This is a genomic window from Thermococcus sp. 4557, from assembly GCF_000221185.1.
Classification (GTDB): Archaea; Methanobacteriota_B; Thermococci; order Thermococcales; family Thermococcaceae; genus Thermococcus.
In genome coordinates this window covers 652,777-675,243 of the sequence record NC_015865.1, presented here as the reverse complement: position 1 = coordinate 675,243, position 22,467 = coordinate 652,777, and the positions used below count along the sequence as shown (strand labels likewise).

21 protein-coding genes and 3 tRNA genes are annotated in these 22,467 nt (G+C 56.8%); 16 read left to right on the top strand and 8 right to left on the bottom strand.

Annotated elements, in window-relative coordinates; genetic code table 11:
* The first annotated feature begins 19 nt into the window (after positions 1 to 19).
* The 6 genes from aspS to GQS_RS03460 all read left to right on the top strand — a co-directional run bounded on the left by aspS (position 20) and on the right by GQS_RS03460 (position 6,717).
* Entirely contained in the window at positions 20 to 1,336 is a 1,317-nt protein-coding gene (gene aspS / locus GQS_RS03485; RefSeq protein ID WP_014012289.1) for an aspartate--tRNA(Asn) ligase, read from the top strand.
* A 59-nt stretch (positions 1,337 to 1,395) separates the two neighbouring features.
* A complete protein-coding gene (locus GQS_RS03480) occupies positions 1,396 to 3,447 on the top strand; it encodes a membrane protein (protein WP_048056519.1) in 2,052 nt (683 codons plus the stop codon).
* A 63-nt stretch (positions 3,448 to 3,510) separates the two neighbouring features.
* The gene (gene pth2 / locus GQS_RS03475) at positions 3,511 to 3,867 is read left to right on the top strand and encodes a peptidyl-tRNA hydrolase Pth2 (RefSeq protein ID WP_014012287.1); all 357 of its coding nucleotides are present in this window, start codon (positions 3,511 to 3,513) and stop codon (positions 3,865 to 3,867) included.
* Between the two features lie 3 nt (positions 3,868 to 3,870).
* Positions 3,871 to 5,121, top strand: a complete 1,251-nt coding sequence (gene truD / locus GQS_RS03470; protein ID WP_014012286.1) for a tRNA pseudouridine(13) synthase TruD — start codon at positions 3,871 to 3,873, stop codon at positions 5,119 to 5,121.
* A gap of 50 nt (positions 5,122 to 5,171) precedes the next feature.
* Complete coding sequence (locus tag GQS_RS03465) at positions 5,172 to 5,909, top strand: phosphoglycolate phosphatase (RefSeq protein ID WP_014012285.1); 738 nt, start codon at positions 5,172 to 5,174, stop codon at positions 5,907 to 5,909.
* Positions 5,884 to 6,717 carry a GNAT family N-acetyltransferase gene (locus GQS_RS03460; protein ID WP_048056518.1) on the top strand — a complete coding sequence of 278 codons (834 nt, stop codon included), beginning with the start codon at positions 5,884 to 5,886 and terminating at the stop codon, positions 6,715 to 6,717. Before GQS_RS03465 ends, GQS_RS03460 begins: the two co-directional genes overlap by 26 nt.
* On the opposite strand, the gene GQS_RS03455 is transcribed toward GQS_RS03460, so the two are convergent.
* A complete protein-coding gene (locus tag GQS_RS03455; RefSeq protein WP_014012283.1) occupies positions 6,710 to 7,861 on the bottom strand; it encodes a M20 family metallopeptidase in 1,152 nt (383 codons plus the stop codon). The two genes, GQS_RS03460 and GQS_RS03455, sit on opposite strands and share 8 nt — an antisense overlap.
* 123 nt (positions 7,862 to 7,984) lie before the next feature.
* Here GQS_RS03455 and GQS_RS03450 point away from each other — a divergent pair.
* The 4 genes from GQS_RS03450 to GQS_RS03435 all read left to right on the top strand — a co-directional run bounded on the left by GQS_RS03450 (position 7,985) and on the right by GQS_RS03435 (position 9,261).
* Positions 7,985 to 8,062, top strand: a tRNA-Ala gene (locus GQS_RS03450).
* Between the two features lie 11 nt (positions 8,063 to 8,073).
* A tRNA-Val gene (locus GQS_RS03445) sits at positions 8,074 to 8,151 on the top strand.
* A 431-nt stretch (positions 8,152 to 8,582) separates the two neighbouring features.
* Positions 8,583 to 8,870: a DUF357 domain-containing protein gene (locus GQS_RS03440; RefSeq protein ID WP_014012282.1), complete on the top strand. Its 288-nt coding sequence runs from the start codon at positions 8,583 to 8,585 to the stop codon at positions 8,868 to 8,870.
* Between the two features lie 10 nt (positions 8,871 to 8,880).
* Positions 8,881 to 9,261, top strand: coding sequence for a DUF555 domain-containing protein (locus GQS_RS03435; protein ID WP_014012281.1), 381 nt, complete (start codon positions 8,881 to 8,883; stop codon positions 9,259 to 9,261).
* On the opposite strand, the gene GQS_RS03430 is transcribed toward GQS_RS03435, so the two are convergent.
* Complete coding sequence (locus GQS_RS03430) at positions 9,262 to 10,167, bottom strand: hypothetical protein (RefSeq protein ID WP_014012280.1); 906 nt, start codon at positions 10,165 to 10,167, stop codon at positions 9,262 to 9,264.
* Positions 10,168 to 10,282: 115 nt separating this feature from the next.
* Between GQS_RS03430 and GQS_RS03425 the strand changes: the two genes are divergently transcribed.
* Positions 10,283 to 11,884: a CTP synthase gene (locus GQS_RS03425; RefSeq protein WP_014012279.1), complete on the top strand. Its 1,602-nt coding sequence runs from the start codon at positions 10,283 to 10,285 to the stop codon at positions 11,882 to 11,884.
* Here GQS_RS03425 and GQS_RS03420 read toward each other — a convergent pair.
* Positions 11,881 to 12,768, bottom strand: a complete 888-nt coding sequence (locus tag GQS_RS03420) for a hypothetical protein (protein ID WP_014012278.1) — start codon at positions 12,766 to 12,768, stop codon at positions 11,881 to 11,883. The genes GQS_RS03425 and GQS_RS03420 overlap by 4 nt on opposite strands.
* A 136-nt stretch (positions 12,769 to 12,904) precedes the next feature.
* Between GQS_RS03420 and GQS_RS03415 the strand changes: the two genes are divergently transcribed.
* Positions 12,905 to 13,297: a 30S ribosomal protein S8e gene (locus GQS_RS03415; RefSeq protein ID WP_014012277.1), complete on the top strand. Its 393-nt coding sequence runs from the start codon at positions 12,905 to 12,907 to the stop codon at positions 13,295 to 13,297.
* 87 nt (positions 13,298 to 13,384) lie between these two features.
* Here GQS_RS03415 and GQS_RS03410 read toward each other — a convergent pair whose 3' ends face one another.
* From GQS_RS03410 to GQS_RS03400, 3 genes are all read right to left on the bottom strand, one after another.
* Complete coding sequence (locus GQS_RS03410; RefSeq protein WP_014012276.1) at positions 13,385 to 14,680, bottom strand: helix-turn-helix domain-containing protein; 1,296 nt, start codon at positions 14,678 to 14,680, stop codon at positions 13,385 to 13,387.
* 92 nt (positions 14,681 to 14,772) lie between these two features.
* The gene (locus GQS_RS03405; RefSeq protein WP_014012275.1) at positions 14,773 to 15,852 is read right to left on the bottom strand and encodes an NOG1 family protein; all 1,080 of its coding nucleotides are present in this window, start codon (positions 15,850 to 15,852) and stop codon (positions 14,773 to 14,775) included.
* 69 nt (positions 15,853 to 15,921) lie between these two features.
* Entirely contained in the window at positions 15,922 to 16,728 is an 807-nt protein-coding gene (locus tag GQS_RS03400) for an MBL fold metallo-hydrolase (protein ID WP_014012274.1), read from the bottom strand.
* A 55-nt stretch (positions 16,729 to 16,783) separates the two neighbouring features.
* On the opposite strand from GQS_RS03400, the gene GQS_RS03395 reads away from it, so the two are divergent.
* The 3 genes from GQS_RS03395 to GQS_RS03385 are packed head-to-tail and all read left to right on the top strand — an operon-like array spanning position 16,784 to position 19,952.
* Positions 16,784 to 17,599, top strand: coding sequence for an undecaprenyl-diphosphate phosphatase (locus tag GQS_RS03395; RefSeq protein ID WP_014012273.1), 816 nt, complete (start codon positions 16,784 to 16,786; stop codon positions 17,597 to 17,599).
* A complete protein-coding gene (gene glmU / locus GQS_RS03390) occupies positions 17,596 to 18,855 on the top strand; it encodes a bifunctional sugar-1-phosphate nucleotidylyltransferase/acetyltransferase (protein ID WP_014012272.1) in 1,260 nt (419 codons plus the stop codon). The genes GQS_RS03395 and glmU overlap by 4 nt, the downstream gene beginning before the upstream one ends.
* The gene (locus GQS_RS03385) at positions 18,852 to 19,952 is read left to right on the top strand and encodes a DUF835 domain-containing protein (RefSeq protein WP_014012271.1); all 1,101 of its coding nucleotides are present in this window, start codon (positions 18,852 to 18,854) and stop codon (positions 19,950 to 19,952) included. Before glmU ends, GQS_RS03385 begins: the two co-directional genes overlap by 4 nt.
* Before the next feature lie 2 nt (positions 19,953 to 19,954).
* Here the strand turns inward: GQS_RS03385 and GQS_RS03380 are convergent, their stop codons facing one another.
* Positions 19,955 to 21,130 (bottom strand): CBS domain-containing protein, encoded by a 1,176-nt coding sequence (locus tag GQS_RS03380; RefSeq protein ID WP_014012270.1) that lies wholly within the window; start codon positions 21,128 to 21,130, stop codon positions 19,955 to 19,957.
* Between the two features lie 130 nt (positions 21,131 to 21,260).
* Between GQS_RS03380 and GQS_RS03375 the strand changes: the two genes are divergently transcribed.
* Positions 21,261 to 21,346 (top strand) — tRNA-Ser (locus GQS_RS03375).
* 227 nt (positions 21,347 to 21,573) lie between these two features.
* On the opposite strand, the gene map is transcribed toward GQS_RS03375, so the two are convergent.
* A complete protein-coding gene (map, locus tag GQS_RS03370; RefSeq protein WP_014012269.1) occupies positions 21,574 to 22,461 on the bottom strand; it encodes a type II methionyl aminopeptidase in 888 nt (295 codons plus the stop codon).
* Between the last annotated feature and the right edge of the window lie 6 nt (positions 22,462 to 22,467).

Genomic DNA, 22,467 nt, shown 5'->3' with positions numbered 1-22,467 from the left:
CGAACTGGAGGTAAATAGGATGTACCGGACGCACTACTCGAGCCAGATTACGGAGGAACTCAACGGCCAGCGCATCAGGGTGGCCGGCTGGGTCTGGGAGGTCAAGGACCTCGGAGGCATAAAGTTCCTCTGGATAAGGGACAGGGAGGGCATAGTTCAGGTAACCGCCCCCAAGAAGAAGGTTGACCCGGAGCTGTTCAAGCTTATCCCGAAGCTCAACGCCGAGGACGTTGTTGCGGTTGAGGGAACGGTGAACTTCACGCCCAAGGCCAAGCTCGGCTTCGAAATCCTCCCGGAGAAGCTTGAAATACTGAGCAGGGCCGCGAGTCCGCTTCCGCTCGACCCGACCGGAAAGGTGAAGGCCGAGCTGGACACCAGGCTGGACAACCGCTTCATGGACCTCAGAAACCCCGAGGTAATGGCGATATTCAAAATCAGGTCCAGCGTTTTCAAGGCCGTCAGGGACTTCTACCATGAGAACGGTTTCATCGAGGTTCACACCCCCAAGATAATCGCCACCGCCACTGAAGGTGGAACCGAGCTCTTCCCCATGAAGTACTTCGAGAAAGATGCTTTCCTCGCCCAGAGTCCCCAGCTCTACAAGCAGATAATGATGGCGAGCGGCCTCGACAGGGTTTACGAAATCGCCCCCATATTCCGCGCTGAGGAGCACAACACGACCAGACACCTCAACGAGGCGTGGAGCATCGACAGTGAGATGGCCTTCATAGAGAACGAGGAGGAGGTCATGGAGCTCCTTGAGAGGCTCGTCGCCCACACGATCAACTACGTCCGCGAGCACAACGCCAGGGAGCTTGAGGTTCTCAACTTCGAGCTCGAGGAACCGAAACTGCCGTTCCTGCGCGTTACCTACGATGAGGCCCTTGAGATACTCGCCGATTTGGGCAAGGAGATCCCTTGGGGCGAGGACATAGACACCGAGGGCGAGAGGCTCCTTGGAAAGTACATGATGGAGAACGAGGAGACACCGCTGTACTTCCTGTACAAGTACCCCAGCGAGGCGAAGCCCTTCTACATAATGAAATATGATGATAAGCCGGAAGTCTGCAGGGCCTTCGACCTCGAGTACAGGGGTGTTGAGATAACCTCCGGCGGTCAGAGGGAGCACCGCTACGACGTCCTCGTCGAGCAGATAAAGGAGAAAGGTCTCAACCCGGAGAGCTTTGAGTTCTACCTCAAGGCGTTCCGCTACGGAATGCCGCCCCACGGTGGGTTCGGGCTCGGGGCCGAGCGCCTGATAAAACAGATGCTCGACCTCGGTAACATCCGTGAGGTTATACTGTTCCCCCGGGACAGAAGAAGGCTTACACCGTAACGCCTTTATACCACCTTTTCCTTTTGGTGATTAGTTAATACTCTTTGGAGGCTGGAGGCATGAAAAAGGCCGTTGCTCTAATCCTGCTGGGACTGATGGTTTTCTCCCTAACACCTGTGATGCATTTAGCGAAATCCGCCACCGTGCCCAAGAGCGCCAGCATAACCGGCGTTTCACTGGGTCTGAAGGACAAGGCGGTTCTCGGCCCGTTTGAGGTTCAGTTTGTCGACGTGAACCCCAACTGGAGCAAGATATACCTCCAGGTTGACGGCCCGCAGGGACCGCTCAGGTACGTCGTTAGCCAGGATGGATACCTCCTATACCCATCGAGTGCGAACGTTTACCTCAACGTGAGCCTCGTGTGGATTAGGTATGATACCAAATCGGTCCTGCTGGAGATAAAATCTCCCCTTCAGAAGATACTGTCCGACAGGAACATGGTGGTTGGAAACACCCTCACACTTCCAGAAGGGTTCCCCCAGATAAAGATAAAGCTGACATCGGTCTCCGGCGATACCGCGTCCTTCAAGGTCACCATGCCGTACGGGGACACATACACCCTCACCGTGGACAAGGGCTCCGCTGGAACCGTTAGATACAAGCTGGACGACACGCACTCATACTCAAACTACCTCACGATAGAGGTCACCAACACCGTTAACAACGGGGCCACGATCAACGTTTACATACCCAAGATAGCCTCCACCAGCTTCAAGATCGTTAAGGAGGGCCAGGATACGAATCCTCCCGATCAGAACCCGCAGGAGACCGTGCTCGTTTACAACGGGCTCATATATGTCAACGAGAAACTGCCCGTGAAGGTCGAGAACACCACTTACTACGTTAAGCTTGTATCCGTCATTCCCGACGTGGCAAAGGTGGAGGTCCTGAAGGGCGGCCAGAGCCTTGGAACAATGCTCCTCGAGGTTGGAGACGTTCCGAAGGATGTTCCAAAGACACCCCTCAGGCTGTCCGTCCAGGGGGTCGAACCCGACTACAAGCGCGCTACCCTGAGGGTGTACGCGCCCATGGGTGCCGAGGTTACCCCGATACTCAGGCAGGCCAACCTGGTTGCTAACATAGACGCGATTCCCAAGGAGATGATGCTGACCGACAGCCTCGTGGTTACCATCAACGTCCAGAACCTCGGCAGGGGAGACGCCTACGACGTGAGCGTCGCCGCGCCGATACCGAACGACTTCGAGCTCGTAAGCATGACCAAGACGTGGAACCTCAAGACCTTCCCGGCCTTCACGAACATGCCGGCCCTCATCTACGTTCTCAAGCCCACTAAGGTCGGTGAGTTCGACATTGGAAAGGCCACAGTCACATTCTACGACGACAAGAGCCTCGAGACGGGCAAGAAGAGGGTAATCTACTCCGCATCGCTCACCGGTATTAAGGTTTACAACATCCCCTCCATAGACGTTAGCGCCCAGGCATACAACGGCACCTGGGGCGACTACGTGACCGCCAAGGTCGGGGACAAGGTCAGCCTCAAGTTCACCCTCCGCGCCTCCGACGGCAACCCCGACTACGAGTTCGTCAAGAACGCCACCCTGCTCCTCGACCTCCCATCGAGCGTTGACGGGCAGTCCTTGGTTGACATCGGCACCATAAGGGCCGGCGAGACCAAGACCCTCCAGCTCGACCTCACGGTGCTCAAGGAGAACCTCACCAACATCGAGGCCACCCTTGTGTACCTCGATCCGCTCGGCGGGGAGCACAGGCTCGCCCTCGGCAGCCTCGTCACGATCAACAGCATCCCCCCGAGGATAATAACGGAAGAGGTCAAAGTATGGCCGACGGCGGAGGAGCTTCCCTCCTACATCAACCAGACCCTCGCCAAGATGGACGATCCCAAGCCGCTGGCGGAGGAGCTTGCCGGCATCTCCGCGGAATACCTCCCGCCGGAGAGCAACCCGTGGAAGCCCGCGGCGATAGTGTTCATCCTGGTGACGGTCATACTCGCGGGAGTGGCCTACAGGTACTGGGACGAGGCAGAGAAGCTCAAGGAGAAGCTTGAGCGGAAGAAACAGAGGCGCCCTGGAGGACTGCCGAAGAAGGAGGGCGAGGAAGAGGGGGAGAGCTCCGAGATTGCTGAGCTCTGAACTTCTCGTCTTTTCTCTCCTTAAATTTATAAATCGGTTCTCGCAGTTTCTTCGGGATGGGACATGTTCAGGTACAAGCAGGTCATAGTCTCCCGGAGGGATCTGAAGCTCAGCAAGGGCAAGTTCGCCGTCCAGGTTGCCCACGGAGCGGTTACCGCTGCACTGAAGGCTCAGAAGGAAAAACCCGAATGGTTCAAAGCGTGGTTCCATGAGGGGCAGAAGAAGGTCGTCGTTAAGGCTGAAAACGAGAGGGAGCTCTTCGAACTGAAGGCCCACGCGGAGAAACTGGGAATCCCAACTGCGCTCATCAGGGACGCCGGCCTGACGGAGATACCTCCTGGCACGATAACCGTCCTTGCGATCGGTCCGGCCCCGGAGGAGATCGTGGACAAGGTTACCGGTCATCTAAAGCTGGTGTGAGAGATGGATCACCGCGAGTTCTTTTCCCAGTTCAGGTATCTGAGCAAAGAACCCGGCATCGGGGGCAGGATAAAGGTCCATCCCGAGGACTTCGTGGTTATTGAAGAGCCTCTCCCCTCGATTTTTGAGGGTAGGAAGCACGCGATCTTCCTTCTCAAAAAGAGGAACTGGGACACGATGAGCGCGGTGAAGGAGATAGCGAAGCGCGCCGGGATTAACTACAGGGACATCGGCTTTGCCGGAACGAAGGACAGGCACGCGGTGACTTATCAGTACATAAGCGTGCCCCAAGACGCGAAGGAGAAGGTTGAAAACGTTCAGATCAGGGACGTTGAGCTCCGCTTCGTTTCCTACGGCAGGTTTATCAAGCTAGGTCACCTCCTTGGGAACCGGTTCCGGATAATAGTTAGAGAGGTTGATGAAAAGGCCTTCGAGCGGAGCCGGGAGATCATCCGGGAGCTGCGCAGCAGAGGTGGCTTTCCCAACTACTTCGGCTACCAGCGCTTTGGAGAGCGGCGCGTCACTAACCATCTCATCGGAAAGCTCCTCCTCCAGGGGGACTTCGAGGGTGCCGCGAGGCTGTTCCTCGGAGCGCACGAGGGCGGTATGGAGGGCGACGAAGCCAGGAAGCATTTCTGGGAGACGGGCGACGTTGACAGGGCATTGGAGGAGTTCCCGAACTTCCTGCGCTATGAGAGAACGCTCCTCTACCGCTACAAGGAAACTGGGAGCTGGAGAAGGGCCTTCCTCTCGCTGCCCCTCCCGATAATGCGCATCTTCATCCACGCCTACCAGAGCTACCTCTTCAACCTCTACATCTCCAGGAGGATTGAGATGGGCATTCCCCTGAACGAGGCTCTCGTCGGCGATATCGTCGTTCAGGTCAAGGGAGGTATTCCCTACCGCGATAGAACGTACCGCGTCACCGAGACGAACATCGATTTTGTGAACGAAAAGATACGGCGCGGCGAGGCCGCCCTTAGTGGCCCGCTCTTCGGCTTTGCGATGAGAAAAGCCCTGGGGCTTCCGGGGAAGCTTGAGGGGGAGATTCTTGAGAAAGAGGGCATAACGCTTGAGACCTTCAGAAGGCTCCCGAAACCGATGGCCGAACCGGGCGGCAGGAGGGAGCTTCTGATACGGCCCCTTAGCCTCACCTACGGTCACATCCCTGGAACCGGAATGTGCTTCCGCTTCTTCCTACCGAAGGGGGTTTACGCAACCAGCGTGCTCAGGGAGATAATGAAGGACCACTGATGTCCAGCAACCCTTTTATCGGGTTTTCTCAACTTCTTCCGGTGGTGTGAGTGAGGGTGAGGGCAATATCGCTTGATATCGACGGCACTATAACCTATCCCGACAGGCGGCTCAGTGAGAACGCTTTAAGGGCAATACGGCTCGCCGAGAGTCTGGGCCTTCCGGTCATGCTCGTCACCGGCAACTCCGTTCCCTTCGCGGAGGCCATGGCGATAATGATAGGCACCAGCGGGCCGGTTGTCGCGGAGGATGGGGGCGCGCTGTCCATAAAGGACGGGCGGCTTAGGAGGAGGGTTTACCTGACGAAGATGGACGAGGAGTGGATTCTCTGGAGCGAGATAAAGAGACGATACCCTGAGGCTGTCATGAGCTTCTCGATGCCGGAGCGGAAGGCCGGCCTCGTGATTCTGAGGACCATCCCCGTCGAGGCCGTGAAGGATATAATAGCGGAGCTCGGGCTCAACCTCATTGCCGTGGATTCCGGCTTCGCGATACACGTCAAGAAGCCCTGGATCAACAAGGGTACGGGGATTGAAAAGGCCTGTGAGATACTCGGGATAAGTCCCGGTGAAGTTGCCCACGTCGGGGATGGGGAGAACGACCTGGATGCCTTCCGCGTCGTCGGCTACCGCGTTGCCGTCGGCCAGGCTCCGGAGAGCCTGAAAAGGGAAGCCGACTACGTGACGAAAAGAACCTACGGTGATGGGGGAGCTGAGGGTATAGTCCACATCCTTAAAGAGTTCGGCTACCTGGGTGAGGGCGGTGAGGATCCGTTTGGCGACCCTTGACGACGTTGCCGGAATAATGAAGCTCCACACGGCCGGAGAGGAACCTGCGGGCGACCTCTACCGGCGCTACTCAGTGGGCGGCCCCTGGATGAGCGTCGAGACGCTCGCGGTCCACATCAACAACCTCCTGCTGGATAACCAGCCGGTCGCCGTTGCGGAGTTGGACGGAGAAATCGTGGGCGAGATAGAGGTTCTCTTCTCGGAGGAGCCGATTAACGGGAAGCTTATGCGAATCGCCCACATTGACGTCATCGAGGTTCACCCGGATTACAGGGGCAGGGGCATTGGAAGGGCGCTCATCGAGTTCGTCGAGGAGATATCCAGGGAAAGAGGGGCCAGGCTTCTCACGGTTCAGCCCGATGATGCCGCTAGGAGGTTCTACGAGAAGCTCGGCTTCGGCGTTGCGGTGTTTTCGGGGACGATTGTGTGGGTTCCCACCGGAGGGGAGGGGGAGACAGAAACCACTGAATTCGGCTGGGAGGACGTTAAGGACCTCGAACTGGTTGCCGGCCGTTTTCAGAGTTCTTACAGCATGTTCTTTTCAGCGTTCAGGGACAATATCGCTGGAATTCATCACACGGTTGAGAGCGGGCGGAGCGGGGGCTCGTACTACGCTCTTCGAAACCTTCCCGGCAGGGACGGCCTGGCACTGCTCCTGTGGGGAAGGCTCGAGGACGTGAAGCAGGTCCTTGGGAGGGCCAGGGTTCTCGGCTGTGAGAGGGTTCTGACGGTTCTTCCCAGCGAGGTCGAGAGCTTCGGGGTTCAGAAAGTGAGGGAGGTGGAGATAATAGGAAAGCCCCTCACCTGAGGAACTCCATGGCCAGGGCAACTTCCATCGCCGTTCCGAGGTGGAGAACCTCCTCGTCAACGTCGAACCTGGGATGGTGGTGCGGGTAGATTATCCCCTTTTCCTCGTTGTAGATTCCGAGCGTCAGGAACGCCCCAGGGACCTTCTGGAGGTAGTAGGCGAAGTCCTCGGCGCCCATTGTCGGCTCAACATCGCCATGCCTCAGGCCGTACTTTTCGGCCACCTTTCTGGCAAAAGCCGCCATGTTCTTATCGTTAACGGTCGGCGGGACGAGCTCCTCTATCGACAGCTCGTAGGAAGCCCCGTGCGCCTTCGTTATGCCTTCGAGTATCTCCCCCATGCGCCTCTGAATCAGCTCGCCTATCTCGTGCTTGAAGAACCGTATCGTCCCCTTCATCTCAACTTCCTCTGGAATCACGTTGAAGGCCGTTCCCGCCTGTACGGCAGTGACGCTGACGACTCCAGTCTCAATCGGAGGGATGTTTCTGCTTGCTATGGTCTGGAGTGCCAGTATTGTTTCTGCCGCTATCGGGATGGGATCAACGGTCTGGTGCGGCGATGCCCCGTGGCCGCCCTTCCCGATTATCCGTGCATTGAATATGCCCGCACCGGCCATGAACGGGCCTTCCTTTATTCCGATGATTCCGCTCGGGAGGTCGTGCCAGACATGGAGGCCGAATACAGCATCCACCCCCTCCAGGGCTCCCCCTTCGATCATCTTCACCGCTCCGTTGCCGCCCTCCTCTGCCGGCTGAAAGATTAGCCTCACCCGGCCGTTGAACTCATCGGTGTGCTCCGAGATTATCTTTGCAGTTCCGAGGAGCATGGCAGTGTGTGCGTCGTGTCCGCAGGCGTGCATTTTTCCGGGAACGCGGGACTTGTAGGGGACGTCGTTCTCCTCCTGAACGGGCAGGGCGTCCATGTCCGCCCTGAGGGCTATCGTCTTCTCGCCCTCCCCGATGTCTGCTATTATCCCGGTTCCTACGCGCTTTATCCTGTACCCCCATTCGTGGAGGTGCTCCTCAACTATCCCCGAGGTTCTCTCCTCCTCGTACTTAAGCTCCGGGTGCATGTGGAAGTCCCGTCTCCAGGATATTATCTCTTTCTCAATCCTCTTTGCCTCCAAAACCGGGTCAAAGCCCATAGTCTTCACCATGGGACATTCTGCCTGGGAGGATATTAGCTTTTCGATGGGCATCTGAAAGAGGGCACCGACCGTAAAATTTATAAACCCCCCCAGATAGGTGATTACGGCGTCGATGGAAGTGGGCCGGTAGCTCAGCCTGGTATGAGCGCCGCCTTGGCAAGGCGGAGGCCCCGGGTTCAAATCCCGGCCGGTCCACCATTCCTTGGGTTGGGCCCGTGGTCTAGACTGGTTATGACGTCACCCTGACACGGTGAAGGTCCGGGGTTCGAATCCCCGCGGGCCCACCATAAGAAACTTTTGCCAAGCAAAAGTTTCATCAAAGTTCGTAACTCCTTCTTGAAGTGCAAGTTCTTGGGAGGTTTTCTACTTAAAATCAAGTGTTTTGAGTGAGAACTCCTTTAGAGGCTCATTGCAAAGGGGTTTAACCCTAAAAAGACGCCCAAAGGGCGTCAGAGGAAAGTAAACCCCTTGATAAGCTTGGCATTTTGTTCGTTGTTCTCCATTAAAAACAGATTCTCAAGAGAAAGAAAACCAAACTTTTCCAAACGCGACAACGCAGAGAGCTACAAACTTTTGGTCAAGCTTTCTTAAAGCTTGCTTTGCGAAGTTTGATGAAACTTTGCAAAGGTAGAGTTTCTTGGTCAAGCCTTGCTCGGGCGTGGACTGGGGACGATAAGGTTTATAAGACAACGTCCCAACCCAACGTGAGGCGAGACCGGTGGGGCGGGAGATAACCGAGGAAAAGCTCCAGAAGTACTTTAGAATCACCGAAGAGGCTTTAAAGACCCTTGAAATAGCCGTCCATGAGAAGAGCCTTCTTAGGGGCGTCGCGGAGGATTTTCTGACGATGGCGAGGAGCTATTTTGAGGACGCCAAATACTACTACGAGAAGGGCGATTACGTCACGGCGTTCGCGGCGCTGAACTACGCCCACGGCTTTATCGATGCAGGCGTAAGGCTCGGAGTTTTCAGGGGAGAGGATGACAGGCTCTTTGCCTTCGGCTGAGGTGAGGACTATGGGAGACTACGTCGTCGTTTTGGAGGCACCCATAATAGTGAGGGACGTTGAGACGAGCGAGGACGCGATAAACGTCGCCGTTTCCAAGGTCGCCAAGGCGCTCAACAAGGAGAAGCTCGACTTCGTGAGGGTTGAAATAGGCTACTCCCAGTGCCCCGTCTGCGGGGCCCACTTCGAGAGCGCCTTCGTCATTGGCTCGGTGGGTCTGGTGGGGATGTACCTGACCATAAAGGTCTACAACGCCCAGACCATCGAGCACGCCGAGAGGATAGCCAAGGCCGTCATCGGCAAGGCCCTCAAGAAGGTTCCCCTCAAGGTCTATGAGATAAGGGAGCTGACCGAGGAGGATGAGGGGGACGGCGTGGAGCTTGGGGAGTGATCAGATTTCTCCCTCAATTTCCTCTTCTGGAATCGTCTCCACGTACACCCACAGTGCGCCCGGGCTGTTTATCACGTACCTCACCGCCCCGAGGAAGAGCAGGAGGAGCAGCGTCAGCGCCCCCATGTAGTATTCGTACTGGAGAACCAGAAAGACATCCACGATTGAGAGTCCCAGCCCCATGGTGAAGTAGCCGCCGGGGTTGGTCCTGGCGACGCGCCATATCTCCCCCACGACCCCAACGTCCCCCGTGAAGTAATACGCCGGGACGACGAGCGCGAAGGCGGGTGTGGTCAGTATCCCGGCTATAAAGGAGCCGAATGGGCCGAAGATCGCTATGGGAATCGCCAGGAGAACCAGTGCAATTAGAACGACTACGAACGTCAGAATCTCCGCGGCAACCAGGGCCGGCAAAGCTTTCAATCCTGCTTTGATGGATTCTATGATCCTCTTTTCTCCGTCTCCTGTCAGCCCTACCGCAGCGTCCACGAGGGCGTAGCTAAAGGTCAGATTTGTCAGGAACACCCACACCGCGAAGACAACCATCAGGGGAAGTTTTTCCCTCATCTCGCTCGATGCACGGAGGTACTCCCAGTAGGTGTCCCGGTAAACCTGCATTCCGCAGCAGCTCACGGTTGTCTCGTTGGGACGGTAGTAGGTCTCGTCACATTTCATTCCATGCCCGCCGAAGAAGTCGGGATCGAAGTTGAAAACCGCGTGGCAGTTTATGGCGTCGTTCTCCTTCTCCATCAGCCTCAGTATCTCCTTTACCATCCCGTAGCTCTCCATGAACCCGCTCACCAGGGGGAACGGGAGGGCGTAGGTCACGAGCAGGGCTGCGATGAGCAGACTCATGAACTTCTTACTTCTGAGCGTCTTGTCGAATTCTATACTGGGAGTCCCCATGTTACATCAGCAAGTGGTGTGTGGGTGAACCTATTTAAGCCTTTTCCCTCCTGCCTCGACAAAGCTTTTAAGCACTCATCAATCAACCAACGACATAACCCCTGGAGGTTTTGCCATGACAAAGTTCATATTCGTCACGGGTGGTGTTGTTAGCGGTCTTGGGAAGGGCATAACCAGCGCCTCGTTGGGAATGCTGATGAAGGCAAGGGGCCTCAGGACGACGAACATCAAAATCGACCCTTACCTCAACTACGACGCGGGAACGATGAACCCCTACCAGCATGGAGAAGTTTTCGTCCTCGACGACGGCGGTGAGGTTGACCTCGACCTCGGCAACTACGAGCGCTTCCTCGACACGAGCCTCAGCTTTGACCACAACATAACCACCGGCAAGGTTTACTCCGCCGTCATTGAGAAGGAGAGAAAGGGCGAGTACCTCGGTGCCACGGTTCAGGTCATACCCCATATCACCAACGAGATAAAGGGACGCATCAGGCGGCTCGCCAGGGACTACGATGTTGTCGTGGTGGAGATAGGCGGAACCGTCGGCGACATCGAGAGCATGCCCTTCCTCGAGGCGGCGAGGCAGATGCAGATCGAGGAGGGCAGGGAGAACGTTGCCTTCGTCCACGTCACCTACGTGCCGAAGCTCAAGGTCGTCGGCGAGCAGAAGACGAAGCCGACCCAGCACAGCGTCAAGGAGCTCCGCTCCCTTGGAATCCAGCCCGATGCGATAGTGGCCCGCTCGGAGGACCCGCTCGAGGAAAGCGCGAGAATGAAGATAAGCCTCTTCACCAACGTCCCCGAGGAGGCTGTAATCAGCGCCTACGATGTTGAGGACACCTACGAGGTACCGCTGATGCTCGAAAAGGAGGGGCTGGCCCGGTACATCACCAAGCGGCTCGGCCTGCCCGAAAGGGAGCCGGACCTCGATGCCTGGAGGGACATGGTTGAGACGTACAAGAACCTTGAGGACACGGTTGAGATAGCCGTCGTCGGAAAGTACGTCAAGCTCTCGGACTCCTACCTGAGCATCAAGGAGGCCCTGAAGCACTCCAGCGTTGCCAACGGCGTCAAGGTCAGGATACGCTGGATAGAAGCAGAGGAGCTTGAAAAGCACGGTGTCAGGCTTCTGGAGGGGGTCGATGGAATAATCGTCCCGGGCGGCTTCGGTGCCCGTGGAACCGAGGGCAAAATGATGGCCGCCCGCTACGCGAGGGAGAACGACATTCCGTTCCTCGGGATTTGCTTCGGCTTCCAGCTCACCGTCGTTGAGTTCGCCAGGAACGTCCTTGGCCTGAAAGGCGCCCACTCCACGGAGATAGACCCGCAGACACCTCATCCAGTTGTTGACCTCATGCCGGAGCAGAGGGACCTGGACAGGCTTGGGGGTACGATGAGGCTTGGCGCTTACCCGGTCCACATAAAACCCAACACCATGGCCAGGGCCCTTTACGGGAAGGAGATAGTTTACGAGCGCCACAGGCACCGCTGGGAGGTCAATCCAGACTACATAGAAGAGTTCGAGAAGGCGGGCCTGGTCTTCAGCGGAGTGGCCGGGGACGACGGCAGGAGGATGGAGATACTCGAGCTCCCGGACAGGAGGTACTTCATAGCCACCCAGTTCCACCCCGAGTTCAAGTCGCGGCCGATGAACCCCGCGCCAGTGTTCCGCGGGCTCGTTAAGGCCGCAAAAGAGAGGAAATACGGGGGTTAAATCTCAATCCCAAGCTCCATGAGCTCTTCGTCAACTTTTTTCAGTTCTTCCATCTTCTGAATTTCCCGGTAGAACGCAACCCCTCCGACGCACAGGAACTCCATGAGGAGGGCGTTGAAGGGGGCCTGGAGGAACTGCGAGACGTAGCTGGCAATTCCCTCTGGGAGGATTACCTCCGCCGCGAAGCTCAGGGGCCCAGTTATCATCGTTATCGCTATCACGCCCACCCAGAGGAGCACACCGAAGGCGAGGCTGGAGAGGGCGTTTCCAAAGGTCATTCCAAATGCCTCAAAGGCCGCGCTTATCCGCCCCTTATCCGCGTAGAGGGGTATTGCTATGGCCGTGAGGCTGGTTGTGATGGCCAGTACCGCCAGGAGGAGCAGAACTCCAATTAGTATCAGCACCGCGCCCCATGGAAGGAACATCGCTCCCAGAACCGCGGGTATCAGCGCGACCGCGGCGAGTGCAATGGCGACTGTAGTGAATATGAGTCCAATTAAAATGACTCCTGGGAGGTGCTTAAGGCCGTCGAGGAGAAGCCCCTCGATGCTGTACTCCTCCCCTGATTCGTGGAGGAGAACCCCCTTTATGATGGCGTACTGGACTATCGAGCCGATGATGGTGCTGATGAGGGTTATTACCGCGAAGGCCTTTCCGAGCTGGGTGAGGTAGTCCAGGAACTCCTCCTCCACGTCCCCACCGTACTGCTCCATGATGACGTCCCCGCTCGTGGTCTGGTTCGGTGTGATTTCAAACTGCCCGCTTGGGAGCAGATACGCCGTCACCGGGGCGAGAAGGAGTGCGAAGATCAGTGCCGGGATGTAGAGTCTCTTCGCTTCCATCATGAGCGAGAATGTCCTTACAAACGCATCTATCGCGCCCATTCCACCACCCGCTGGAGTAATGGGGGCGGGGCCTTTTAAATTTTTTGAGCCGGCGAGCCAGAAAAGCTTATAAACGAACCCCCGAAAGTGGCGATAGGTTGTAAACGGTGAATATCAATCTCATGAGGTGAGAAGAATGGCTATCTGGCAGGGAAGATCACTCAAGAAGCCTTCGGGCGGAAGGATTATCCTCGCTAGGAAGAAGAGGAAGAGGGAGCTTGGAAGGGAGCCCGCTTTCACCAAGGTCGGCGAGGACAGGGAGAAGAAGAAGATAATCAGGACCTACGGCGGAAACAGGAAGGTCAGGCTCATCGAGGCCCTCTACGCCAACGTCTTCGACGGCGGAAAGGGCAAGAAGGTCAAGATACTCAACGTCGTTGAGAACCCGGCCAACAGGCAGTACGTCAGGAGAAACATAATCACCAAGGGCGCCATCGTCGAGACCGAGGCCGGCAGGGCCATAGTCACCAGCAGGCCCGGCCAGGACGGCGTCGTCAACGCCGTTCTCATCAAGGAGGAGAGCGCCTGAACTCTTTTCTCCTTTTAAGTGCTATCGTTAAGTACCGTTAACCCTGAAAACTTTACGCTACCGTTAACTTCTTTGGTTTTACGGTGGTTAACGATGAACCATCTCGTACCTTCTCTGGGCACCTCTGCCTATGGCTCTTACAAGGCCCAGGGCTTCGAGCTTTTCAAGCCTTTTTAACACGGCAGGCTTCGAGAGGCCAACGTACTTTGCTATCTCCCCGCTCCTCCTCGGAACGGTCAGGAACTCGAGGATTTTTCTGTCGGTATCATCCAGAAGCTCGTCAGTTTTCTTCTTAAAGACCACTTCAAAGCGGTTTGCGCTGCTTCTGAACTCCACTTCCACAAGGCCGTGCTTCCTGCATTCCTCGCGGATCAGTCTTAGGCCGTAGCCGTACTTTTCGATGTAGCCCGCATCGTACATGAGTCCGCACAGGTTGGGGTTCCTCGGCACGTGTTCGGGGTCTTCGAGGTCCACTCCCGGCATCAGGCCCCCTGGATTTCTTATTACAAGCCTATCCGGATGGACGAAAATCCTGACGTCCGCGGGGATTGCGTAGTTCCTGTGGGCGAAGGCGTTTATTATGGCCTCCCTGACGGCCCTTGTGGGATACTCGGACAGTTTGGTTCTCTTTGTTCCCACCACCACTTCTATCGTGCTGAACTGGGAAAGAAGCTCCGCGTACATCTCATCTATAACCTTCCATACCGGCCCCTGGAACTCCCTGCTCCACACGGGTCTCTCCCCATCCATTTTGACGATTCTGCCCCCCGCGTGCGGTATGAACTCCTCGACATCGGTGAAAAACAGGACCCCCGCGTTCGTCAGCTTGTCCCCTTTAATCGCCTTTCCACTCCTCAGGTAACGGCTCCAGTCTTCCCTCGGGATACGCCTGCCCCTTGCCTTCTCCACCGCCGAGAAAAACCACTCAACGTATTCTTCCTTCATCTTCGGGAGTTCGGCCGCTGGAAACTCGTCCCAGGTAACCGCCCCCAGCTCGGAGGAGAGCATGAGAATCTCCTGGATTGAAAGGGGCCTTATCCCAGAGCCTATCCTGATGTAGGCGACTCCACCGATGGAGCAGAGGTTCCGGGACTTTGGGACCTCTACGACAAGAACGTTTCTGCCACCAATCTCAAGCACGTGGGTTTTTACCTGCAGGGGAGGGGTGACGTTCTGAAGTGCGGAGGATATCGTTTCCCTGGCCTTTTTGATGTCACATCCCAAAACATTGCCCTCGTCGCTTACACCTATCAGAATGTAGCCACCGTCGGCGTTGGCCATGGCGCATATCTCTCTGGCGATTTCAGGCGTTGCCCTGCGTTTGAACTCTATCCTCTCGTTCTCCCCTTGGCGAATGAGTGCCAGAAGTTCATTCACATCCATGATTACCGTTAAGTACCGTTAACCCTAAAAACTTTACGCTACCGTTAACTTCTCTGGCTTTACGGTGGTTAACGATATAAAAGAAGCGAGGGTCAGAGCTCAAGCTCTTCCCTGTACTTCCGCAATTCCTTCTCCATTATCCTCTTCGCCTGCTCCTCGACCATCGGTTTGACCAGCTCGATGACGCGCTTCTTGAGTTCATCGAGCCCTTCGCCGTTGAGCGCCGAGATTCTGAGGGGTTCAAGGCCCTTGCCTCTGACGAACTCCTCTACCTTTCTAATCTTCTCCTCGTCCGCTATGTCCACCTTGTTGAGGACTACGATGAAGGGGAACTCCCCGAACTCTTTGTAAATTTCCTCGAACAGGTGGGTCTGCTCTTCAATCGGATAGCCGCAGTACTCGCTGGGGTCGAAGATGTAGACTATGACCTTTCCGAGGTGCTTGAGCGCCAGGATGGCCTGTCTCTCCACCTCGTTCCTCTCGCTGAGCGGCCTGTCGAGAAGGCCGGGCGTGTCTATGACCTGGTATTTCAGGTAGTGCTCCTCGAACTGGCCGACGTTTATGCCCTTGGTGGTGAAGGGGTAGCTGGCGACCTCTGGTCTGGCGTTCGTCAGCACCCTGAGGAGCGTGCTCTTGCCCACGTTGGGATGACCCGCTATAACCACCGTCGGAAGGTTGAGATCGACGACAGGGAGGTCTTTGAGGACGTTCCTCGCCTGGTTGAGGTACTCAAGGTCGTCGGCGATGTCCCTGATGACGTCGGCAACGCGGCCGTAGAACTGCCTGCGGAGCCTTGACATCTCGTCCGGGTCGCGCGAGTATCGTATCTTCTCGGCGTAGCGCTGCTCAAGGTTCCGTATCGTCTTTACTGCCCAGTTGACGTGGGCCAGGGAGCGGTGGAACTGGTCGCGGTCAACGAGCGTATCAACCAGCTCCCTGTAGAACGGGGGAAGTTCCGAGACTCCGGGCGTCCTGTCCAGCAGTTTCTTCAGGTTGTCGCGGATGACGTTGGAGATCGTTCTGATTCTCAGCTCTTCCCTCTGCCTGGCCTTGGCCCTGGGGCCGCCCTTGGGGGTGAGGGCCGAGGCCGCCTTCTCCGCTCTCCTGAAGGCCTTATCGATAATCTCGTCAGCGGTAAGCACCGTCGGCATCTTTTCAAAGGGGTTCTTCATCTCTCTCACCTCTCATTTTCTCTTTTCTCTCGCGGTGCTTAGCTTTTCGGCCGGGTATTTAAAGGTTCGCTAAAGCTCGATGACCCTGCCGACGTAGAGGGGTTCAATCCTCTCGCCCAGCCCCGCCTTCAGGAACGCGTACTCGTCCAGCCCCGTGCAGTGGCCGGCGTAGAGCATTTCGGCGTCGATTCTCTCAACGACCCCATTTAGAAGCTCTTTTTTGGCGCCCCTCAGATGGAGTCCCCCTATCAACGCCCTGACCGGCTTTCCAAGAACGTCCTCCGCGTGCCATGCTATGTTCAGAACTCCTGAATGGCCGCAGCCGGTGACCGCGGCTACCGAGTCCCCCATGTCGACGATCAGGGCGATATCGTCGGGGACCGGGTCTCTGATGAGGCGGCCGTTCTCCTCAACGTAGCCCACGGCCCTGTCCCACGTGCGCCGCGGTACTTCCCCGGAACTCCAGAGTCCCGGCGCAAACTCGAAGGGCCCTTCTTTCAGGATGAACTCAGCTCCAAGCCCCTCAAGCTCCCTCCTGTCAAAGGGGATCCCTATATCCCTCCTGTGGGGTTTCAGTGCCACCCTGCGCCGGAAGATTTCTGGGTGGGCGATGACCCTCACCGGCTCCTCCCGCGCATTTAAAAACGCCTTCAGTCCGCCCGTATGGTCGTAGTGCCCGTGGGTTATGAAGACGGAGTCTATTTCCCCAGGATCGATTCCAAGCTCGGTCATGTTGCCGAGAAGCACCTCCCCGTCGGTTCCTGTGTCGATGAGCACCCTTCTGCCCCTGTGCTCCAGGAGGGCGGAGAATCCGTGCCCGCCTAGGAGGCCCTTCACGAACCCGGCATGGTTCTCGTAGATCACGGTCAGCCTCATCCGAATCCCTCGAAAAGTTTATGTTTTAGGCCGTTTAAATTCTTCTGTGGTTGCCATGATATCGCCCGTGGACTACGTTGCACCGCTGATTTCCGGAATGATAATCGCGCTCGGTTCCTGGCTCCCGGTCGGTCCGGAGGGCCACTCCTTCACCGCCCTTCTAGGGGCTGTGGCACCCTCGTATGGGGATTATCTCGTCCCCTCCTATCTGGGTGTGATGTTTGCTACCCTCTTCTACTTCAGGGAGCTGATAGCGCTCGGCTCCCAAAATGCGATTAAGAAACATCTCGATTCGGACACGATGTACTTCATCTACGCCTCCGTGTTCACCCTGCTGGTGGGATATCCCATCCTGAAGACGGTTTCCGATGCAGTGGATCCCGGCACCTCGGACCTGATAAACGCGATTGCCGGCTTTGGGCTGGTTCTGGTGGGTCTCCTGGCCGGTACGCGCGTTCAGGCACCCCTTGAAGGGATCGAACGCAGCATCCGGGAGAAAAAGGACGAGGCCACCCTGGTGGATGCTGTGGTCTCCGGGCTGGCCCAGGGTGTCGCCCTAATAGGGGGACTCTCGAGGAGCGGCTTTGTACTCCTCGGCCTTGCGAGCACGGGCATGGACGTAAAGCGGGCCCTTGAGCTGAGCTTCCTGGTGGCACCCGTGTACCTGGTCCTGAAGCTCGCTTTCATGGGGGGATGGGACCCGAAGCTTCCCGTCGCGCTGCTCTTCACCGCGTTCCTGGCGGCGTTCGTGGTGAGCCTTGTGACGATGAAGCTCCTACTCAAGCTTGCCGGCGCGGTGAGCAGGCGGACTTTCCTCGTATCCTTCGGTTTAATCGCAATCGCGGTCTACCTGATGGGGGTGGTTATGTGAAGGCTGTTGTTCTTGCCGCTGGAAAGGGTGAAAGGCTCCGGCCGCTGACGGATGACAGGCCAAAGGTTATACTCAAAGTGGCCAACAGGCCTATAATCGGTTACGTTCTTGAGAACCTAGACCCTTTCGTGGATGAGTTCATCATCGTTGTTCGATACGAGAAGGAGAAGCTGATCAAGACCCTGGGCGATGAGTTCAACGGCAAACCGATAACCTACGTTGACCAGTTGCCCGGTGAAGGGACTGCCAAGGCGATAGAGTCCGCCCGGAAGAACATCGGGGAAGAGGAGTTCATAGTGGCCAACGGCGACATTTACTTTGAGATCGAGGGTGTAAAGGATCTGATAGGGGCCTTCAGGAGGGAAAAGGCCGACGCTGCCCTTCTTGTTAAAGAGTTCGACGACCTCAGCCACTTTGGCAAGATAGAGGTCGAGGGGAGCCTTGTTTCCGGGGTGAAGGAGAAACCCGGGAAGGTTCCCGGCTACGCCAACCTCGGCGTTTACATATTCAGGCCCGAGGTTTTTGAGTTCATCGAGAAGACCCCGGTGAGCAAGCGCGGAGAGTACGAGATAACGGACACCCTCAACCTCATGATACGGGCGGGCAGAAGGGTGACATACGCGGTTTACTCCGGCTACTGGAACGACATAGGCAGGCCCTGGAACCTCCTTGAGCTCAACGAGTACCTCCTGAAGAACAAGCTGAGGCACGAAATACGGGGTATAGTGGAGGAGGGGGCCACCATAGTCCCGCCGGTTGAGATTGGAGAGGGCACAGTCGTCCGGAGCGGGGCGTACATCGTGGGTCCGGTTAAGATAGGAAGGAACTCCAAAATTGGCCCCAACTGCTTCATACGGCCCGCCACCAGTATAGGGGACGGCTGTCACGTGGGCAACGCGGTGGAGGTCAAGAACTCCATAATAATGGACGGCAGCAATGCGCCCCACCTCAACTACGTCGGTGACTCAATAATCGGGGAGAACACCAACCTGGGCGCGGGGACGATAACCGCGAACCTCAGACACGACAGGGGCAACGTGAAGGTCGAGGTTAAGGGTAAGCTCGAGGACAGCGGCAGGCACAAGCTCGGCGCGATAATCGGCCACGACGTCAAGGTGGGCATAAACGTCAGCATTTATCCCGGCAGAAAGATAGGGAGCAACTCTTTCATAGGTCCCGGTGCCATAGTTGATAGAAACGTTCCTCCCGGCAGCCTGCTGATCGTCAGGCAGGAGAAGGAGGTACGGAAGCTTTGAGCTGGGCATACTTCCTCAACCTTATCTCGAGATGGGTCCTGTTTGGGGTGGCGGCGTACAAAACACGGAGGGAGGAGAGCGGAGGCTGGATGCTGATGATGTTTGCTTTCCTCCTGGCCGCCATCGACCCGGAGAGGCTCCTCCTTGAACCCCTGGGCCTTTCCCTTGTATCTTCGGTGTCCTTCGTGCTTGATATGATAAACACCGCGTTCCAGGGGGTTCTCCTGATACTGGCCGCGGAACACCTGAACCCTTCAACCCCCTCCCTCAGGAACTCCGTCCTCGCCCTGGGGGTGGGCGTGCTGGCGTACCTCTGGATAGTTATCACCAACGTGAGCACGGTGGAGGTAAGCTTCTTCCTGAAGAGCTTCGGCCCCATGATGGTTTACGTTGCTGGCTACATTTACATGGGTCTTCTGCTCTACAGGCATGTAATCTCCAGGAGATGGGGTCAGATGCTCCTCCCCACTGGGATGGTTCTCCTGGGTTTTCTGAACGCCACGTATCCAGTAACCGCCGCGTGGCCGTGGTTCATCCCCTACGGTTTCTGGCTGGGCACCCTCTTCAGGATTATGATGGCCATCGGCGCACTGAGCTTCGTTCTCTGGCCGTTTGTTTTCCCCGCCCCGGACGACGGTCACGAAGTGCCCCGTGGGGCTTTCATGTATCCCAGCAGGGCCGCGGCGAGGAGGGCTCTGGGGGAGTTTGAGAGGATACCCAATATGATTCTGATAACCCGGAGAGACGTCAATTCGCTTGAAGACGTGCTGCATCCGAATGCCGTTGTGTTCTGGATGACGAGGGTATCCGAGGGAGAGCTTTCGGACTCACCCAGGGTGTACGCCATAAGCCCGACCAAAATAGACATCCTGACGGATCTCATGGCCGGGGCCCTGGCCAGGGGCTACACGGTGGTTGTCGTGGAAGCGGTGGAGTATCTAATTGTTGAGAACGGGTTTGAGAGTGCGTTTAAGTTCCTTCTGAACATAAAAGACAGGGTGCTGCTCCAGGGAGGCACCATGGCGCTTATCGTTGATCCCGCATCACTGGAGAAGCAGCAGCTGAAAATCCTCGAAAGAGAATTTAAAATGGAGTGAAATCACTCCAGTCCCAATTTTTCTATGAACCTCTTGTAGTAGCGGGTGTCGTGCTCCAGCTCGGCCTTCTGGAGCAGCTGCCTCTCGATGGCCCTCAGGGCGTCGTGAACTGCCTGTATTGCACCCCAGGTTTCACCGGTGGCTATGAACACTCCCCTGTCGGTAACAACGCGCATCCTGGCCTGGTACAGGTGCACGCCGCGGAACTTCTCGTTGAAGCGCCTTATGTAGAGGTAGATTATGCCCTCCTGGCCCAGGAGGTCCTCGTAGCCGTCGACGAAGCGTTTGACGTCGTCTATGATGCGCTCCCTCGTGAAGTCGCTGAGTATCTCAGCGTCACCTCCCAGCTGGAGGTAGAAGCGGGCCTCCTTCTCGACCATCCTGGATATGGGCAGGAGCAGGTCCTTCACGGTCAGGATGCCCACGACCCTGTTGCCCTCATCGACGAGGACGAGGCCGTCGATGTCGTTCTCCATCATCGTCGCCACGGCCTCCCTGACGCTGGCCTCCGGCCTGGCGGTTATGACGCCCCTTATCATGACATCGCGGAGCTGCATGCTGAACGGGGGAATCTTCTCACCGGCCACCTCACCGTACTGGGACTTGAAGCGGGGCTTGATGAACCTTATGATGAGGTCGTGGAGGGTTACGAGCCCCTCGAGCTTTCCGGTCTCGTTTACTATCGGAATCCTCGATATCGCGTGGTCGCGCATCGTTGCAAGGGCCTTGGCAACGGTATCGTCCGGCTTCAGTGTTATGACGTCCTTGGTCATGAACTCCTCCGTTTTCTTCTTTCCGAACTCTCCCTCGGCGACCCTTTTGAGGAGCTCTATGTCGCTTATAACTCCAATGATTTCAGCCTTGCTCTCTCCAACGGGGAGGGAGCGGAGATCAACCTCCATCATGAGCTTGGCGGCCTTGCTAAGGTCTTCATCCGGCTTGATAACCGGGGCGGTTTTGTACACATCCTTAACCTTGGCCTTGGTTGGGTCCCACTTGAGGTGGGAGCGTATAATAAGGTCCTGTGTCAGGACTCCCTTGTACAGGTTTCCGTCGAAGACCAGAATAAGGTCGGGGTCTTCCTTCTCGAAAATTCCAATCGCCTCAGAAAGCGGGGCGGCGATGTCGATTTTCTGGAACCTGTCGGTCATAACTTCCTGCACAAGAATACCGACCATGCTGTCACCTCCTTCATATTATACTAGGGCGCCGGTCAATTTAAACCTTTTCAACAGGATTTTAATAACATTTCTTTAATAAATTTTTCGCGGAAAGATTTATAAAACTCCACCATGAACTCTCAACCGCGCCGGGGTAGCCTAGCCTGGGAAGGCGCTGGACTCGAGATCCAGTGGGCTCTGCCCACCAGGGTTCAAATCCCTGCCCCGGCGCCAACCAACTGCCGAGCCCGATGGGGGTCTTGATTCCCCTCTTCTCCCGTCTTGCTCACTCCACAACGTCCCACTGGTACTGTGAACGCGGACATCCCTGTGGAACCGGCTCACTCAACCGCAGTCAGACCCGAATAAACAGAAAATGAGATGCTGACTCGGCTGTTTTCGATGTCTTTCCAAGAATGGGAGAAGGGGATAAACCCTGCCGCAAAATTGAATGAAAAACGTCAGGTCATGATGTATGCCCCGTCCTTCTCCACGATGACCGTGTGCTCAAACTGAGCTACCATGCCGCCCCTGACCTCACGCAGTATCGGGTAGCTGTAAACGGCCCCGACCCTGTCGAGCTGGGCGAGGGCGAGCTTGAGCTGTCCCTCCGGCATGAAGTCCTGCAGCCAGCGGTAGGCGAAGGGCAGGGTGCGGTACTCCCTCTTGATGTGCATGAGGAGCCTCCTCGCCTGGGCCATTCTGACGGGTCTGTCGCGCACGTACATGAAGATGAGCGCCGGCGGCACCTCTATAACCTGGCCGGCACCGGTGGTCGCGAAGGGCTCTATCGCGATGACGTCCCCCTCCTTGAGCTCGTAGCTGTCGGCGGGGCGGTATATGTTGGGTATGCTGATGCCCGCGTGGAGTTTGTAGCGCTCTATCTTGTGGCCGCTTAGGTTGACTATCGGGTTGAACCCCTTCCCGCGTATGGTGTCCTCTATGGCCTTCCCGAGTTCGTTTATCCTGGTGCCCGCCCTGATCGTGGAGATGGCGTTCTCGAGGGCCTCCCTGGCGGCCGCCATCAGCTCGTCCTCCTCCATCCCGACGCGGTAGGTCACGGCGGTGTCGGCTATGTATCCATCGACGTGAACGCCGAGGTCGAGCTTGAGGTAGTCGCCCTCTCTGAGGACGGTTTCGTCGCCCTTGTAGGGTGTGTAGTGGGCCGCAATCTCGTTTATTGAAAGGTTGCACGGGAACGCCGGTTTTCCGCCAAGCTCAATTATCCTCCTTTCAACGAACTCGGCGATGTCGTAGAGCTTTGCCCCCGGCTTTATGAGTTCGGCAACTTCCTTCTTGACCTGTCTGGCTATCTCGCCGGCCTTTATCAGTGCCTCCCGTTCGTCCACTTTTTA

Bases quoted from the DNA above. Each gene is read 5' to 3' on its own strand.
- aspS (WP_014012289.1), top strand. From the start codon at position 20: ATGTACCGGACGCACTACTCGAGCCAGATTACGGAGGAACTCAACGGC.
- GQS_RS03480 (WP_048056519.1), top strand. From the start codon at position 1,396: ATGAAAAAGGCCGTTGCTCTAATCCTGCTGGGACTGATGGTTTTCTCC.
- pth2 (WP_014012287.1), top strand. From the start codon at position 3,511: ATGTTCAGGTACAAGCAGGTCATAGTCTCCCGGAGGGATCTGAAGCTC.
- truD (WP_014012286.1), top strand. From the start codon at position 3,871: ATGGATCACCGCGAGTTCTTTTCCCAGTTCAGGTATCTGAGCAAAGAA.
- GQS_RS03455 (WP_014012283.1), bottom strand. From the start codon at position 7,861: ATGGGCTTTGACCCGGTTTTGGAGGCAAAGAGGATTGAGAAAGAGATA.
- GQS_RS03435 (WP_014012281.1), top strand. From the start codon at position 8,881: ATGGGAGACTACGTCGTCGTTTTGGAGGCACCCATAATAGTGAGGGAC.
- GQS_RS03430 (WP_014012280.1), bottom strand. From the start codon at position 10,167: ATGGGGACTCCCAGTATAGAATTCGACAAGACGCTCAGAAGTAAGAAG.
- GQS_RS03425 (WP_014012279.1), top strand. From the start codon at position 10,283: ATGACAAAGTTCATATTCGTCACGGGTGGTGTTGTTAGCGGTCTTGGG.
- GQS_RS03420 (WP_014012278.1), bottom strand. From the start codon at position 12,768: ATGGGCGCGATAGATGCGTTTGTAAGGACATTCTCGCTCATGATGGAA.
- GQS_RS03415 (WP_014012277.1), top strand. From the start codon at position 12,905: ATGGCTATCTGGCAGGGAAGATCACTCAAGAAGCCTTCGGGCGGAAGG.
- GQS_RS03410 (WP_014012276.1), bottom strand. From the start codon at position 14,680: ATGGATGTGAATGAACTTCTGGCACTCATTCGCCAAGGGGAGAACGAG.
- GQS_RS03405 (WP_014012275.1), bottom strand. From the start codon at position 15,852: ATGAAGAACCCCTTTGAAAAGATGCCGACGGTGCTTACCGCTGACGAG.
- GQS_RS03400 (WP_014012274.1), bottom strand. From the start codon at position 16,728: ATGAGGCTGACCGTGATCTACGAGAACCATGCCGGGTTCGTGAAGGGC.
- GQS_RS03395 (WP_014012273.1), top strand. From the start codon at position 16,784: ATGATATCGCCCGTGGACTACGTTGCACCGCTGATTTCCGGAATGATA.
- GQS_RS03380 (WP_014012270.1), bottom strand. From the start codon at position 21,130: ATGGTCGGTATTCTTGTGCAGGAAGTTATGACCGACAGGTTCCAGAAA.